Origin of the sequence: Paenibacillus chondroitinus NBRC 15376 (assembly GCF_004000765.1) — a bacterium.
GTDB lineage: Bacteria > Bacillota > Bacilli > Paenibacillales > NBRC-103111 > Paenibacillus_E > Paenibacillus_E chondroitinus.
The window spans coordinates 14,074-28,580 of sequence record NZ_BILW01000061.1 but is presented as its reverse complement, the minus strand read 5'-3'; the positions used below and the strand labels follow the sequence as shown (position 1 = coordinate 28,580).

Annotated in this window: 15 protein-coding genes and 2 pseudogenes; 7 read left to right on the top strand and 10 right to left on the bottom strand. The window is 40.8% G+C overall.

Features of this window, described 5'->3' with window-relative positions; all coding sequences use genetic code 11:
- The 3 genes and pseudogenes from PCH02S_RS37130 to PCH02S_RS32915 form a co-directional block, all read right to left on the bottom strand.
- A pseudogene (locus PCH02S_RS37130) lies at nt 1-134 on the bottom strand (carbohydrate kinase); the annotation flags it as partial.
- 6 nt (nt 135-140) lie between these two features.
- Nucleotides 141-737 carry a TetR/AcrR family transcriptional regulator gene (locus PCH02S_RS32920; RefSeq protein WP_127458330.1) on the bottom strand — a complete coding sequence of 199 codons (597 nt, stop codon included), beginning with the start codon at nt 735-737 and terminating at the stop codon, nt 141-143.
- A 26-nt stretch (nt 738-763) separates the two neighbouring features.
- Nucleotides 764-1,930: a YhgE/Pip domain-containing protein gene (locus tag PCH02S_RS32915; protein WP_127458329.1), complete on the bottom strand. Its 1,167-nt coding sequence runs from the start codon at nt 1,928-1,930 to the stop codon at nt 764-766.
- A gap of 105 nt (nt 1,931-2,035) precedes the next feature.
- Here PCH02S_RS32915 and PCH02S_RS36605 point away from each other — a divergent pair.
- Nucleotides 2,036-2,257, top strand: a pseudogene (locus PCH02S_RS36605) (cation transporter dimerization domain-containing protein); the annotation flags it as partial.
- A 297-nt stretch (nt 2,258-2,554) separates the two neighbouring features.
- Here PCH02S_RS36605 and PCH02S_RS32910 read toward each other — a convergent pair.
- The 3 genes from PCH02S_RS32910 to PCH02S_RS32900 all read right to left on the bottom strand — a co-directional run bounded on the left by PCH02S_RS32910 (nt 2,555) and on the right by PCH02S_RS32900 (nt 5,427).
- A complete protein-coding gene (locus PCH02S_RS32910) occupies nt 2,555-3,154 on the bottom strand; it encodes a response regulator transcription factor (protein ID WP_127458328.1) in 600 nt (199 codons plus the stop codon).
- Nucleotides 3,151-4,287, bottom strand: coding sequence for a sensor histidine kinase (locus PCH02S_RS32905; RefSeq protein WP_127458327.1), 1,137 nt, complete (start codon nt 4,285-4,287; stop codon nt 3,151-3,153). Before PCH02S_RS32905 ends, PCH02S_RS32910 begins: the two co-directional genes overlap by 4 nt.
- Before the next feature lie 72 nt (nt 4,288-4,359).
- Complete coding sequence (locus PCH02S_RS32900; RefSeq protein ID WP_127458333.1) at nt 4,360-5,427, bottom strand: fatty acid desaturase; 1,068 nt, start codon at nt 5,425-5,427, stop codon at nt 4,360-4,362.
- A gap of 318 nt (nt 5,428-5,745) precedes the next feature.
- On the opposite strand from PCH02S_RS32900, the gene PCH02S_RS32895 reads away from it, so the two are divergent.
- Together PCH02S_RS32895 and PCH02S_RS32890 are read left to right on the top strand one after the other, a co-directional pair.
- Nucleotides 5,746-5,946 carry a cold-shock protein gene (locus tag PCH02S_RS32895; RefSeq protein ID WP_028553508.1) on the top strand — a complete coding sequence of 67 codons (201 nt, stop codon included), beginning with the start codon at nt 5,746-5,748 and terminating at the stop codon, nt 5,944-5,946.
- Between the two features lie 65 nt (nt 5,947-6,011).
- The gene (locus PCH02S_RS32890) at nt 6,012-6,242 is read left to right on the top strand and encodes a cold-shock protein (protein ID WP_127458326.1); all 231 of its coding nucleotides are present in this window, start codon (nt 6,012-6,014) and stop codon (nt 6,240-6,242) included.
- Between the two features lie 1,004 nt (nt 6,243-7,246).
- On the opposite strand, the gene PCH02S_RS32880 is transcribed toward PCH02S_RS32890, so the two are convergent.
- From PCH02S_RS32880 to PCH02S_RS32860, 4 genes are all read right to left on the bottom strand, one after another.
- Complete coding sequence (locus tag PCH02S_RS32880) at nt 7,247-8,446, bottom strand: cytochrome P450 (protein WP_127458332.1); 1,200 nt, start codon at nt 8,444-8,446, stop codon at nt 7,247-7,249.
- 328 nt (nt 8,447-8,774) lie between these two features.
- Nucleotides 8,775-9,005, bottom strand: a complete 231-nt coding sequence (locus PCH02S_RS32870) for a hypothetical protein (protein ID WP_127458324.1) — start codon at nt 9,003-9,005, stop codon at nt 8,775-8,777.
- 159 nt (nt 9,006-9,164) lie between these two features.
- Nucleotides 9,165-9,428 (bottom strand): hypothetical protein, encoded by a 264-nt coding sequence (locus PCH02S_RS32865; protein WP_127458323.1) that lies wholly within the window; start codon nt 9,426-9,428, stop codon nt 9,165-9,167.
- Nucleotides 9,429-9,618: 190 nt separating this feature from the next.
- Complete coding sequence (locus PCH02S_RS32860; protein ID WP_127458331.1) at nt 9,619-9,984, bottom strand: ArsR/SmtB family transcription factor; 366 nt, start codon at nt 9,982-9,984, stop codon at nt 9,619-9,621.
- 189 nt (nt 9,985-10,173) lie between these two features.
- On the opposite strand from PCH02S_RS32860, the gene PCH02S_RS32855 reads away from it, so the two are divergent.
- The 4 genes from PCH02S_RS32855 (at nt 10,174) to cydS (ending at nt 13,979) form a co-directional block, all read left to right on the top strand.
- Complete coding sequence (locus tag PCH02S_RS32855; RefSeq protein WP_127458322.1) at nt 10,174-11,148, top strand: cation diffusion facilitator family transporter; 975 nt, start codon at nt 10,174-10,176, stop codon at nt 11,146-11,148.
- Between the two features lie 350 nt (nt 11,149-11,498).
- A complete protein-coding gene (locus PCH02S_RS32850) occupies nt 11,499-12,848 on the top strand; it encodes a cytochrome ubiquinol oxidase subunit I (RefSeq protein WP_127458321.1) in 1,350 nt (449 codons plus the stop codon).
- Complete coding sequence (locus tag PCH02S_RS32845) at nt 12,845-13,873, top strand: cytochrome d ubiquinol oxidase subunit II (protein ID WP_127458320.1); 1,029 nt, start codon at nt 12,845-12,847, stop codon at nt 13,871-13,873. Before PCH02S_RS32850 ends, PCH02S_RS32845 begins: the two co-directional genes overlap by 4 nt.
- A gap of 4 nt (nt 13,874-13,877) precedes the next feature.
- Nucleotides 13,878-13,979 (top strand): cytochrome bd oxidase small subunit CydS, encoded by a 102-nt coding sequence (gene cydS, locus PCH02S_RS37125; RefSeq protein WP_407670152.1) that lies wholly within the window; start codon nt 13,878-13,880, stop codon nt 13,977-13,979.
- Nucleotides 13,980-14,507: the final 528 nt, after the last annotated feature.

Sequence of the window (14,507 nt, the reverse complement as noted above, 5' to 3'; positions counted from 1 at the left end):
GCCGCCGCCACATTGGCGGGTGCTCCGCCCGCCGCCCGTTGGAAGCTCGTGACGTCGGCCAAAGCTTGTCCATTTATTTCAGGTACGAAATCAATTAGAAGCTCACCCAAACACACAATATACGTTTTACCCATAAGTCCTTACTCCCCTTTACTTTGATAACCCAATGCGTTCATCACATAAGTGGTTGTTTGCTGAATAATCGTTCCCATCTCGGGTCTCGGCTCCGAAAAAAGCGGCTCAAAGAAGTCTCGTTGCTTATAGAAAAAGATCGAACCTAATACAAACATTAACGTACTGTCCAAGGAATCGAAGTGAAAATAACCTTCGCGCCTCCCCTTTTCCAACAAGTATCTAACCCTTTCCCATGCCGGAAAAACGAGAGCTCGTATCTTCTCAATACGCGGGGACGCCATGATAATTTCCATTTGAATCAAACTAATCATTTGAGGGTCTTTATTCCGGATTAAAATAATTTCTTTGATAATCGCTTTAATTCCTTCTACAGGGTCTTCAATGTCAAACAGGCCGGAAAGCTTATGCGAGGGAAAAAACTGATGGAAAATTTCATGGAAAACGCTCTCTTTTCCACCAAAATAATAGGAAACCAGAGCCACATTGGCCCCGGCTTCCTCACAAATTTGACGAACGCTTGTAGCATCATAACCATGCTCGGCGAATAATTTTTTTGCAGCGAGTACAATTTTTATCTTCATGTCAGATTCTTGGTGTGCCATTCTTTAGCGCCCTCCTTATATGGAAGTTAAGCGGCTTGTGAGATTTGTCTCGTAGCAGGTGCTGCTTTTACTTTTTTAATACATACAACCACACAATCAATAGCTAATGCGATAACGGCAATCAGGAGCAAAGAACTTACTTCTTTCATTACACCAGGACCGCCGAACAAAATATTCATCAGACCGTTAACCGCATAAGTAGCCGGGAAATAATTGCTCAAAGTATGATAAAAGTTCGACAAAAGCTCCCTTGGCACGATGGCCCCGGAAGACACCAATTGCAAGGATAACATCGCGATGTTAAATAGCATACCTGCGTTCCCAAACAATGTCAAAAACATTTGTGCAACAAACGCAAACGTAAGCAAGAATAAGGATTCAAACTGCCATAATGCCATAAATCCTTTCTCTACATGTCCTCCCAAAGCAACAACCATTGTCGCGCTGATCAGCCCAACAACTACTGCGGCAATGACGGTGAGCATGAAGCGTGCGGCTAATTTGCCCATTTTACTTACCGATGCACCGAGGATATTCGTGGAAACGCTGAAGTTCATACCCATAATCATTGTTCCTACAATTGAAGCAAGCACAAGCATCATAGGCAGCATTTGATTCGGCATGTCTTTAACTTTATTTGTACTCTGAATATCCGAGGTTACCTTATTCGCCAGCCCCTGTGCAATCTGCCCCGCCTGTTCAGCCGGCAGTTTCGGAGCCATTTGAGTAAGCACGGCCGTTGCCCCTGCAGCTACTGCTTCCCCGTTCACAGTTGCCGTTACATTGCTTGCTACCGCCTGCATCACGGGTTTCATCATGGATGGATTGGACTCATTAATTGTATACGAAATGGGAGCCGTTTGCCCTGGTGTTTGCAGCTTTTTTGTAAAATCGGATGAAATGTGAATAACCATTTGCACTTGGCGGTTGTTCAGCATTTCTTGCGCTTTGTCGTTTGAGTCTATTTGCTCAGTTTGAAAAGGCAGATTCGCCTTCAATTTGCTTGCCACTGTGCTTCCCATGCCCTGATCTTCATTGACGATAGCGATCTTCAAATTCTTCGTATTATCAGACACGCCTGCATAACCCGTCATCCAGATCAAGCTGAATAACAGTTGAAACATAATGGCTGTTATGATTCCTACTTTCGTCGTACCTTGCTTAAAAAATGCGCCTAGTGCTTGTTTCAACATGACCACTCCTATTTAAATTTAAACGATCATTTTAATTAAACGTTTGTTTAAATTATAGGGAGGAGTGCTTAGTCTGTCAATGAGGAAGATCTTCCGACAGACTACCTAGAAAGCATTGATGGAGTTATTAACGTTCACGATATGCATGTATGGACAATTACATCAGGTCTTGACTCTTTGAGTTGTCATATTCTAATTGATGATTCAAAAGATAGTCAGATTATTCTACAGTCAGCCATTCATGAAATAGAAAAGAAATTTAAAATACAGCATACAACTTTTCAAATTGAAACTTCGAATATCCAACATGCGGAATGCAAAATATAAAATAGTAAAGAACCGAGTCGTTGTTTATTAAGTAACAACGACTCGGTTCTTTACGAATATTTTCAGGACTTTTTTGAGTATCAATTTGTTCTTATACCAGAGGGTGATACAACTAGATGGACCAGGGGTTTCGTTATCATCGTTGCTATTGGTGTTGTTACCGGTACTTGACTCTCGCATCATTTTCAGCTTGAACCCAAATAGTTAACAAAAAGATACCCATAAACCTGAACACCTTTTTTCAAAGTGCCAGTCTATGGGTCGTCTATGGGTACCCATTCACCTTTTTTGGGCCTGTCATTTGAACCATCCCTTCTCTTTGAACCGCATAATAGCCTCAATCCGGTTGGTGACATTGAGCTTATCGAGAATAACGGAAATGTAGTTGCGAACGGTTCCTCTTGTAATGTACATGTGATCAGCGATTTCCTTCGTATTTTTACCGTCGGCGATCAGGTTCAGCACTTCCTTTTCCCTCTCGGTCAAAGGATTTTCTTCAATATACGTCTCATCTACCAACTCTGAGGCATAGATTCGCCTGCCAGCCATCACACTCCGAATCGAGGTAGCCAGTTCCTCGCTTGGGCTATCTTTCAGCAAATAACCGTTTGCTCCTGCCTTCACGGCACTTTCAAAATACCCGTAACGGGCAAACGTGGTCAATATAATGACTTTGCAACCCAATCCCTTTAGCTCAGCGGCCGCGTCTAGACCGTTCATTATTGGCATTTCGATATCCATGACACAAATATCTGGCTTATGCAGTTTAACAAGTTTTACAGCATCCTCGCCATTGCTTGCTTTACCAACGACTTGCATATCCTCTTCCAAATCAAGTAAGGATGCAAGTGCCCCTAACAGCATCCGTTGGTCCTCGGCAATCACAATTCGAATCATATCCGCACCTCCCTTTCTGGTGGTATGATGGCATTCGGCACTTTAATAACAATCGTTGTTCCATGATCTGAGACAATTTCCATACAACCGTTTACAAACTCAAGTCGCTCTTTCATGCCCCGTAATCCATTTCCAAGTAACACAAGACATTCTTTTGGGATGCCAATCCCATTGTCACCGACCTTGATAACAAGATCGCTTGGCGATGGCTCAATGGAGATCAAACATAAAGTTGCATTGCTATGTTTGATAATATTCGTAACCGATTCTTTCAAACACATACTCAACACATTTTCATTAATCAAAGAAGTATTGACTATCTTCGGATCTCCCTCCAAAATGAGCTCAATCTCTGCAGCCTTCAAAATCTGTTTGATTCGGAATATCTCTTCCACTAGTCTCGTTCCGCGCATTTGCGTAACGATTTCCCGAACTTCCTTTAATGCAATTCTAGCTGTTTGACGAACATCATTGATTTCGATTTGTGCTTGAGCCGGATTTTTACTAATTAATTTCCCCGCCAAATCACTCTTCAAACCAATTAATGATAGCTTCTGACCAAGTGTATCGTGTAAGTCGCGGGCAATTCTTTGACGCTCTTCTAGTTTTACCAATTCAGAAATCCGCTTATGTGCATCCTCTAGTTGTCCTTGGAGTTGCTCACTCCTATTTCGATTGAACGTAGTGACTGGAATGAGAATAACAGCAATGACACTAATAATAATAAAAGGCAATTGGTCAAAATACACAGGATTTTGCGTTACCAATCCATAGTTAATCGTAACAATCGTCGTTACTAGATGAATGCAGTACAATGTGATAAATCCTGCCTTACTTTTCATGGTGCCAATAAAAAATGCTAAAAACAGTGAGAAATACACATAGCTGAATACGATAGCCATGATAATCGAAATCATAATTTGTATACTAGTCCAAAAGTACACAATCCATCCTTTAGATACGAAGGACAGCACATAACAACTAAAGAAAACAATAATCATGATTGTACCTAATACAATGTGATAGATGGTCGAAGAACGAAATATGAAATAAAATGGAAGGATATAAAAGACAACCCACACATACGGACTAAGACCTGTGTTTTTGTGAAAAATTTGATACCACTTTTGCATAGTCCGTTTAGCCTCTTTTTCTTCAACATAGATATAATTATATTTTAGCATAAACATGAAACGGTGTATTTACTACCCTTGCAAGCTCGATTCACGCACTTTTACTTTTATTTTGTTAACAAAAGTATCATGCTCATCTTCCTTAAGGTGCACCTGTTGGCTATTTTTATAATCGACAAACGTTTTACTACGCTCATCCCAAAGACGGAAACTTAACGCCTTCAAACTAGTTCTAATTGTAATGGTCACTGCTTTTTGAAGAGGAGGCGTTGCATTATGTGCCTTTTCCAAATTATAATTTGGCACTTTCGGACTCAAATGATGGACATGATGAAATCCAATATTTCCAGTAATCCATTGCAAAATCTTCGGCAGTTTATAGTAGGAGCTTCCATCTACCGCGGCTTTCACATAACTCCACTCATCCTCATTCTCGAAGTATGAGTCTTCAAATTGATGTTGCACGTAAAATAACCAGATTCCCATCAAGCCCGCTATGAACATGATTGGAGCTTGGATTAGAACAAACGACTGCCAACCAATTATCCAGATCAGTCCTCCATATAAAGCAAGGATGAAGACATTCGTCATATAAGTACTGATTCTTTCCTTGCGTCTTGCACCTTTTGTATTAAAGCGGTTCGTAAATAGGAACAAAAAGACGGGACCAAGTCCGAACATAATAAATGGATTCCGATATAACCGATACGCAATTCGGACCCATAAGGAAGATGCCGCATATTCATCGACGGTAAGTACCCACATATCACCTATTCCACGTTTCTCGAGATTACCACTCGTTGCATGATGGATAGAATGACTATTCTTCCATTGTTGATAGGGAAAAAGTGTAAGGATACCCGTAATCGTGCCGATTATTTCGTTAGCTCTCCGACTTTTGAAGAACGATTGATGACAACAATCATGGAAAATGATAAAAGTTCGTATAACGAAACCGGATGCGATGATCGTAATTGGTAGTGTGATCCAATAGGATATTGATAGGCTTAGATACGCAGCTAACCATAGTACGAATAATGGACCTAAGGTGTTAAATAGCTGCTTAATACTAGCCCTCGTATTTGATTTTTCATAAGGGGCAACCTGCTTTTTTAAGTGAGTTAGCGTGGATTGTGTCATCATATATTTCCTCCTCGATATGGTGCGCAGGACCTGTTAGCAAATATCAGCTGTAGTATCCTATCTTCATTATAGATACCGCTAGCAATTTGTTGCAGTCATAAACATCATGTAGAGGGTATGACATATGTCATATAGGAACGGAGAACAATAAAAATTTGCTTATCACACTTTTGTGTGCTATCATTAGTGAATAAACAGCTTTCACATAAACTCACATATTGAAAAAGTGATCATTTGTGTAATGGTATCTTTTTCAATGTGTGATTTTTTTTGTCTAAAAAAGCATGTTAATAACAATTTGGAGGTAATTTTATTATGGAAACAGGAACAGTGAAATGGTTTAACGCAGAGAAAGGCTTTGGATTTATTGAAGTGGAGGGCGGAAATGACGTATTCGTTCATTTCTCCGCAATTCAAGGGGATGGATTCAAATCGTTGGACGAAGGACAACGCGTAGAATTTAATGTAGCTCAAGGCAACCGCGGTCCTCAAGCCGAAAACGTTGTAAAACTGTAATTTCACAGTGAACTGTCCTTAACAGTGTTAAGGGCAGTTTTTTTATCTAAGGAGGAGAGAAAACAATGTATTTTCAAAGAAAATCGTTAGAGGATCTCATTCAGGAGAACACGAAAGTCTGGGCATGCGATAAAGAAGATTGTAATGGGTGGATACGGGACAATTTTTCGTTTGAGACCGTCCCCACTTGCCACCTCTGCTTATCTCCCATGATTAGTAGCTTGAAAATGCTCCCTATCATTTCTAACTCCAATAAAAATATGAAGTCTCTTCAGAAAGGCAGACTAATCTCCTAGTCAGTTTATGGCATATGAACTGGCTACCGCTTTTAAGTCCATTATCATACAAATAGACCTCTACTCTCCCCAATCTGACCTGCAAAATGCCATCCGCGGCGATACAAGGTATTGAGGAAAATGTATAACACATAGCCTGTGATAAAATTCAGCAACAACTAAATTACCTCCTTAGAATGACGCTGATGAGGAGGTTCTGCGCTGTTGTCCAATGATATAGTACTTTTTGGATGTAGTACTCCAAATCCGTTTACATAAAAACCAGGTCTTCCATCCACCCTTGTTAATGATAAAAAGATTTCGAACGTTCGTTATTACCGAGTATGCACCCGAAAGGCGTCTCTTTCTCTCTTCACTCTTCGACCTAATTAAGTCTACTCCTAGTATGCCTTTTTTTGCATACCAATGCTGAAGCGAATATGTGGTAGCGTATAATTTTGCATTAGGGTATTTTTTTCTGAAGATTGCTATTGCTTCTTCTCTCTTCGTTTCGTATCTCTTACTATTGGTCCATGTAAGTCCAACTGCATAATGACAATGCAACTCTGCTTCCATATTAGGAATTTTCCAAGAGAAGATATAAAGAGAATTAAGATAACGCCTTTTTATTATTAATGTTAAGGTAGTAATTCCATAAACTAATGTAATAGCTATATAAATTCTGATCAATCCCCATACTATAAAAATATTGCCCGTACCGGATGAAAACGGAGAGGAGCCGCTATCCTTTACACGGGGATCTAAAAGCACTCATGTTTGTGTCGTCGGACAGATACACATTATATAGGTGTTTATTAGTTGTTTTTCCTCAATAGAAATACTAATTGTTTTTTTGAGTTTATCCTACAAAGTATTCTTTTTGCCTACAGGCGGTTTTTTGAAGAGATTATCGAGGTTTGTTCGGGTAAGTTGACGAAATCCGAAATCTTGAAACAGCACGATTTCCGAAATAAAGCCTTCCTTCACACAGTTGTGATGAAGGAAAGCTTTATTTCAATACAGGATTATTTCAGCTCCTTGAAGCTGACAGGAAATTGCTTGACGCCGTACACGAATGGACTTTGAATGTAATCTAGCTCTAAACCGGAGATAAATTCAATCGAATCGAGATGCTCTAGCAGATGCTTGATCACGATTTGGCCCTCGAGCCGAGCTAACGGCGCTCCAAGGCAAAAGTGTGTCCCGAAGCCAAAAGACAGATGTGCATTAGGCTTGCGGTCGATAATAAACTGATCTGGTTCCTGGAACTTAGCTTCATCCCGATTGGCGGATGCAACCCATGACACGACTTGTTCGCCAGCTTTAATCGCAGTGCCGTGTACTTCTACGTCCTGCGTGACGACGCGGCCGATGGCCTGAATTGGAGGATAATAGCGGAGCACTTCTTCAATGAAGCTGGAGACAAGCTCCGGTTGTTCACGCAGCTGCTGCTGTAGCCCTGTATCCTCCGTCAATCTGCGCAGTGCATTAGTGATTAAGTTCGTCGTCGTTTCGTTGCCTGCCGCAAGCAGAAGAATGCAAAATCCGAGCACCTCTTCTTCATTCAGCTTCACACCATCAATTTCCGCCTCGAGCAAAAGGGTGATGAGGTCTTCCTTCGGAGCTTGCCTTCGCTCCGCTGCTATCGCAGCAAAGTACTGATTCAGCTCTTTCATGGCCTGGGTCTTCTCAGCCATAACATTAAGAAACGCTTCATCCGTATTGACATCAGGTCCTTTGACGAGAATATCGGACCACTCCTTGAACAGATAGCGATCCTTGGGAGGTACACCCAACAGCTCGGCAATCACGATAACCGGGAGAGGTACTGCAAGGTCATGAACGGCATCCATACGTCCGCTTTTTCTCACTGCATCCAGCAGCTCTTCGGTTATTGATAGGATATGCGGCGCCAAATCATTGACAACCTTCGGTGTGAAGGCTTTGTTAACTAAAGCTCTCAGCTGAGTATGACGTGGCGGGTCCGTAGTGAGCAATGTTTCCATGACTGACAGCATACGAACCGAAGAGAACGTAGCGGGATCTTTCAAGATCCGGTGCACGTCTTCATATAGAAACACATCCCAGCAGTTGCGGCTCTCATCATATCGGACCGGAGTCGCCTGACGCAGCCAGTTATAAATGGGAAAGGGCTGCAATCTTTTTTCCTTCGTATCCAATTCATGCATGGGAATGATGTTCGCGTAGCGTTCGGCTTTATCCATTTCCATTATTGACTTCTCCTCCTTCATCCATTTTTCCATTTATCTTTGTTAACGTAACCCAAAGAATAGCGCTATATTCATTTTTTACTAAAATTATCCAAGTGAAGTGCACTGAGACAACCAAGTCTAGATTTCTAGGTATATATTTTTAATTTCATCAAATTGGAATTTTACGTAAAATAAAAGAAGCACCCGGCAGCTGGGGCTTCTTTTTTGACAAGAACTTGATGTCATAAATGACAAGAACTCCATGGACTTCTAAAAGCCAGCTTCATTCCAAATCGAATCCAACGTGAACTTCGAGAGCTTGTGCGTTACCGCTGCAGCATCATTGAAGAGAGATCGAGACAACACAATCGCATGCACGGATAAAATCCGCATAATTGCCGCTTCGTTGCAGCGAAATGGCCGCGAGATACAGCCCGCTGATCCATCCTTCCGTTCGATCGACCAGATCAGCAATCTTGTCTCCCGACAGGGATAATCCCATGCAATCCTGAAAATAACGTATTCCCTCTGCAAGTTGAAAGCGCAGCTCCTGAATCGTGATTTTGACCATTTGACCTGTCGTCTGCAGCCTGGCCGTAGGAAAGGCATTTCAGCCCGGCTTGTTACATAGAGGTGGATATGAGCGGGCAAGTAAGCGAGAAAATAAACTACCGAAGCCTGGACGGGAGCAAGATCAATCACGTGATAATCGTCCCAAATCAAGACCAATTCATCCGAGATTGATCGCAGCGATCGTATAGCTCCAAAATACAATCAAATCATTATCTTGAGGACCCAAGGAAATCCATACGGTAGGTATAGCGGACTGCTGCAGCCACTGGCTCAAAGCTGTTGTTTTGCCATATCCACCGGGAGCCGTTAGGGATGTGAATTTGCGCTGTAATCCTTTATTCAGCAGCTCGGTGATTGCCGTTCGCTCAACAAGGTCATCGCGCCTCATTTGCGGGATATGAAGTTTGGTACTCAGAATCATGATCGGCACCTCGAATTAGGCTGTTAACCTCTATCCTTTTATTATAGCTGATTTCTAAGCAAAGGTGGCTCGCTACAAATACAAAAACCTGTGAACCAACTTACATTCACAGGTTTAGGCAATATGAATCTCAAATAGATCTTCGAGTTCTTTCTCCAACAGCTGCTTAATCTCTTCGCCGCAAATGGGCCTAGCTGTGTTTCACGTGCTGAAGCATCTGCACAAAAATTTGCTCAATATGTTCATCATCCAAGGAATAATAAACGGTCTTTCCAACTTTACGGCGTTTAACAATTCTAAGATTTCGTAGATATCTGAGTTGATGTGATACCGCGGACTGGCCCATTCCTAGAATTTGTACAATATCTTGAACACATAACTCTTTATTCAATAGGGTATGAATGATTTTCAATCTGGTCGGATCCCCGAGTGCTTTGAACACTTCAGCTAACCCGTTAACAGTTTGATCATTTATTAATTGATCCTTTAAGACATCAATATTTGAAGTTCCATTACAAGTGTCATCACATTGATCTTGTACGGTTTTAGGCAACATATCTTCCATAAACATTCTCACTTTCTGATGATAAATCTTACGATTTACACTCATTATAACAGAAATCCTATGTATATTGTGAAATTGGAAATACTACTGACCAAGATCTCTCCATATTATTGCCATTTCAATTTTTTTCAAATATAATAACATATGAATACTTGATCATATGTTCTAGGAGGGGTTTGGATGCACAACCACAGTCACACGCATCATGAACAGGGACATAACCATTCTGATCATGAACACAGCCATCATGACCATAATCATGGGCACGGACTTGGGCATAGTCATGCACCAAATAATAAAAAAGGATTAGCCATTGCTCTCATTATTACAAGTGGTATCATGTTCGTGGAGTTTTTCGGAGGCTTAATTACAAATAGCTTAGCTCTTCTTTCTGACTCGGGACACATGTTAAGTGATGCCGTATCCTTGGCATTAAGCTTAGTAGCTATGTGGTTCGCAAACCGGCCAGCTTCTCCGCGAAAATCGTTCGGTTACTACAGGTTTGAAATTCTGGCTGCGCTGTTCAATGGATTAGCCTTATTCATCATAGCTGCTTTTATTATAAAAGAAGCCATAGCGCGGTTCTTTGATCCACCTACTGTTTCCAGTGGATCTATGATATTAATTGCCTTAGTCGGACTCCTAGCCAATCTGTTGAGCGTTTGGGCTTTGATGAGACAAAGTGATGTGAAGGACAACATCAATGTTCGGAGCGCTTATTTGCATGTAATTGGAGATGCTCTAGGCTCAGTTGGCGCTATTCTTGCAGGACTATTAATGCTTTTCTTCGGCTGGTACATTGCCGATCCTATAATCAGTGTAATCGTTTCTGTTCTTATCCTAAAAAGTGCATGGGGAGTTATTCGCACCGCCATACACATTCTAATGGAGGGAACACCGGTAACAATTGATACCGATCTAGTTAAAAAGACACTAGAAAGCATTGACGGAGTTATTAACGTTCACGATATGCATGTATGGACAATTACATCAGGTCTTGACTCTCTGAGTTGTCATATTCTAATTGATGATTCAAAAGATAGTCAGACTATTCTACAGTCAGCCATTCATGAAATAGAAAAGAAATTTAAAATACAGCATACAACTTTTCAAATTGAAACTTCAAATATACAACATGCGGAATGCAAAATATAAGACAATAAAGAACCGAGGCGTTGTTAATTAAATAACAGCGAATCGGTTCTTTACGTATATTCTCAGATTTAATATATCAATTTGTTCTTATAACGTTCAATTTTCCGTTAGTAAAGTTGTAAAACTTTGTTCAATTCATATTCACAGATTATGTGAAAATAATCACATACAATGGAGTACACTAATTCCATACCTAAATAAAATTTACCAGAGGGTGATACAACTTGGTCCCATTTCGAAAACATGAAAAGCGATTAATGTACCTCATGTTCAGTGTTGCTTTTGTCATGTTGGTTTCATTTATTCGTAAACTTTTTTAACCTAGATAAACGAAAAGGAGATGATTTCACATGCCTACCTACGATTCCGTGTTTTATAGCCGGCTACTAACAGAGACCACATTGGCGTTTCACATCATTTTCGCTACAATCGGCGTTGGTGTTCCCGTCATGATCATGTTGGCTGAGCTCGCTGGCATTAAACGCAAAGACCCCTACTACACATTATTAGCACGAAGATGGGCCCGTGGTTTCGTTATCACCGTTGCTATTGGCGTAGTTACCGGTACAGCAATTGGCCTTCAACTCAGTTTATTGTGGCCTACCTTTATGCAAATTGCCGGACAGGCCATCGCGCTTCCATTATTCCTAGAAACGTTTGCTTTTTTCATTGAAGCTATATTCCTTGGTATTTACTTATATACATGGGAACGATTAAAACCAATGCATCATCTCCTTCTACTCGTCCCTGTTGTCATCGGCTCCTCCGCTTCAGCTTTTTTTATAACTACAGTAAATGCATTTATGAATACTCCTCAAGGATTCTCACTGAAAGACGGCTTAATTACGAATGTACAACCGATATTAGCTATGTTTAACCCTTCTATGCCAACCAAAGTAGCGCATGTGCTCTCTTCTGCTTATATGACAAGCGCATTTATCTTGGCAGCTATTGCAGCCTACTCTCTTCTTAAGAAAAAAGATGACATCTTATATGCTAAAAAGGCATTAAAATTGACTGTCACCGCCGGTCTTGTATTTGCTGTGACTACAGCACTTATTGGTGATTTATCCGCGAAATTCCTAGCTCAAAATCAGCCTGAAAAACTTGCTGCAGCGGAGTGGCATTTTGAGACCACCGCCAATGCGCCGCTTATACTAGGTGGTATTTTGACTGATAGGAATGAAATTAAATATGCTTTAAAAATTCCATACGCACTCAGCATTTTAGCAGGAGGTACTCCTGGATCTGAAGTAAAAGGGCTTAATGAGATTCCCCCTGATCTTCGTCCTCCTCTATACGTTCATTACTTTTTCGATGCTATGGTAGGTATAGGTATGTTCGTGATTGTTGTTGCTATTCTTCATTTGTGGTACACAAGAAAAAGATCCGTTAAACCTTATCCTAAATGGCTATTAACGATTATAGTTGCTTGCGGGCCTCTTTCCATGCTGGGGATTCAATGTGGATGGTTTTACGCTGAAGTTGGTCGTCAACCATGGATTTTACGTGGGTATTTAAAAGTTGCAGATGCGGCAACTACCTCTCAAGACGTGGATTTGATGCTATTGCTATTTTGTTTCCTTTATATCGTACTAGCACTCACCGCGATCAAAGTGTTATCCAAACTCTTTAGAAAAAGCGATGTTGCAGACGAATTAATGGCTCTTGGCATTTTCGGAGGGAGGACAAAAAAATGAGTCTTGAAGTTATAGGAATTACGGTTTTATGGATTTTTTTATACGGGTATTTAATCGTGGCATCCATTGACTTCGGTGCAGGTTTCTTCAGTTATTATTCTGTTATTACAATGAAACAGCATATCATTCATAAAATTATTGAGCGCTATCTTTCTCCAGTCTGGGAAGTAACGAATGTCTTTTTGGTTTTTTTCTACATCGGAATGGTCGGGTTTTTCCCGGAAACAGCACGTTATTATGGCACCGCGCTTCTCGTTCCAGGCAGTATAGCCATCATATTGCTTGCCATTCGAGGAGCCTACTATGCCTTCAGCAACTACGGTTCGAAGGATAATAAATGGTATATGCTCATCTATGGAGCAACTGGCTTGCTCATCCCTGCAACCCTCTCTACGGTACTAACTATTTCAGAAGGTGGCATCATTATTGAGCAAAATGGATTGATCCTGCTTAACTGGCAAAGGCTGCTCGGCAGTCCCTATACCTGGTCCGTCATTTTACTGTCGTTGGTCAGTGTTCTTTACATTTCTTCCATGTTTCTTTCGTATTATGCATACAGAGCAGAAGACAAGCCCGCATTGAAAATCTTACGTGGGTACGCCCTTTTTTGGAGTGGGCCAACGATTCTTGCAAGTTTTCTTGTTTTTTTCACGATCAATCAACAAAACCCGGAGCATTTTAGCAACATGCTTTCCCATGGCTGGATGTTTGAAACATCATTCCTATGCTTCTTGATTGCAGTCTTTCTCCTTTGGAAGCAAAGAAATTTGGGTATTTCATTCATATTTGTGCTGCTGCAATTCGCTTTTGCCTTTTTTGGTTATGGTAAAGCCCATTTACCTTATATTTTATTTCCCTACATCACCATCCATGAAAATTTCACAAATCAAACAATGGGGACAGCACTGGTTATCTCCTTTATCGCAGGAATCGTTATTCTAGTCCCATCACTCTTTTTACTAATGCGCTTATTTCTGTTCGATGCCGATTATGTACAAGGTAAATTAATAAAGAAAGGAAGTTAAACTTATGGAAAATTTTCTAATTCAGTACGCTGCGCCGGTTATTGTGCTGTTTTCTCTCGTATTTATGCTTTTTTGGGTTACGAGAAGCAATGATGTAATTGAATAGGCTAATTATAAAAATGGAACAGCGGCGGACCAAGACTGAAAAATAAAGTCTTAGGCTGCCGCTGTCTTTCTTCAATGGAGGTGCCTTATTCAATTCAAATCAAAACAGTTCGCTAAACTGTGATAAATCATTTTTCAATCGGGCTTTGAAATTTTTAGAAAGTATGGTGGAGTTCTTCCCTTTCTGTTGGATAGAGATCTAGGATGACTGAATCCTCCCGAATTGAGGGCATTTCGCTTACAAATGAATAGTTAAGACCGATGGTAATAGCCAAATGATCGCGAAGTGCGCTGACGGCAGCAACCATCTTTACGGTCAACAACCGTTCAATCGAGAGCCCCATTGAAATCGATGGCAGCATTCTCAATTAAGGACGTAGGACCTGGAATCGTAGCAATTCGCAGGTTTCCCATTACGGGATTCGAAAAACCATGAGCTGTTTCTTTTATTCACCATATGGTATTACCAAGTAATGCAATTTATCTTGTCTAGTCTGTATAAACGTACGTGCACTCACCGCATGCTTCA

Coding starts and splice junctions, on each gene's coding strand:
- PCH02S_RS32920 (WP_127458330.1), bottom strand. CDS start 737: ATGGCACACCAAGAATCTGACATGAAGATAAAAATTGTACTCGCTGCA.
- PCH02S_RS32915 (WP_127458329.1), bottom strand. CDS start 1,930: ATGTTGAAACAAGCACTAGGCGCATTTTTTAAGCAAGGTACGACGAAA.
- PCH02S_RS32910 (WP_127458328.1), bottom strand. CDS start 3,154: ATGATTCGAATTGTGATTGCCGAGGACCAACGGATGCTGTTAGGGGCA.
- PCH02S_RS32905 (WP_127458327.1), bottom strand. CDS start 4,287: ATGCAAAAGTGGTATCAAATTTTTCACAAAAACACAGGTCTTAGTCCG.
- PCH02S_RS32900 (WP_127458333.1), bottom strand. CDS start 5,427: ATGACACAATCCACGCTAACTCACTTAAAAAAGCAGGTTGCCCCTTAT.
- PCH02S_RS32895 (WP_028553508.1), top strand. CDS start 5,746: ATGGAAACAGGAACAGTGAAATGGTTTAACGCAGAGAAAGGCTTTGGA.
- PCH02S_RS32890 (WP_127458326.1), top strand. CDS start 6,012: ATGTATTTTCAAAGAAAATCGTTAGAGGATCTCATTCAGGAGAACACG.
- PCH02S_RS32880 (WP_127458332.1), bottom strand. CDS start 8,446: ATGGATAAAGCCGAACGCTACGCGAACATCATTCCCATGCATGAATTG.
- PCH02S_RS32870 (WP_127458324.1), bottom strand. CDS start 9,005: ATGGTCAAAATCACGATTCAGGAGCTGCGCTTTCAACTTGCAGAGGGA.
- PCH02S_RS32865 (WP_127458323.1), bottom strand. CDS start 9,428: ATGATTCTGAGTACCAAACTTCATATCCCGCAAATGAGGCGCGATGAC.
- PCH02S_RS32860 (WP_127458331.1), bottom strand. CDS start 9,984: ATGTTGCCTAAAACCGTACAAGATCAATGTGATGACACTTGTAATGGA.
- PCH02S_RS32855 (WP_127458322.1), top strand. CDS start 10,174: ATGCACAACCACAGTCACACGCATCATGAACAGGGACATAACCATTCT.
- PCH02S_RS32850 (WP_127458321.1), top strand. CDS start 11,499: ATGCCTACCTACGATTCCGTGTTTTATAGCCGGCTACTAACAGAGACC.
- PCH02S_RS32845 (WP_127458320.1), top strand. CDS start 12,845: ATGAGTCTTGAAGTTATAGGAATTACGGTTTTATGGATTTTTTTATAC.
- cydS (WP_407670152.1), top strand. CDS start 13,878: ATGGAAAATTTTCTAATTCAGTACGCTGCGCCGGTTATTGTGCTGTTT.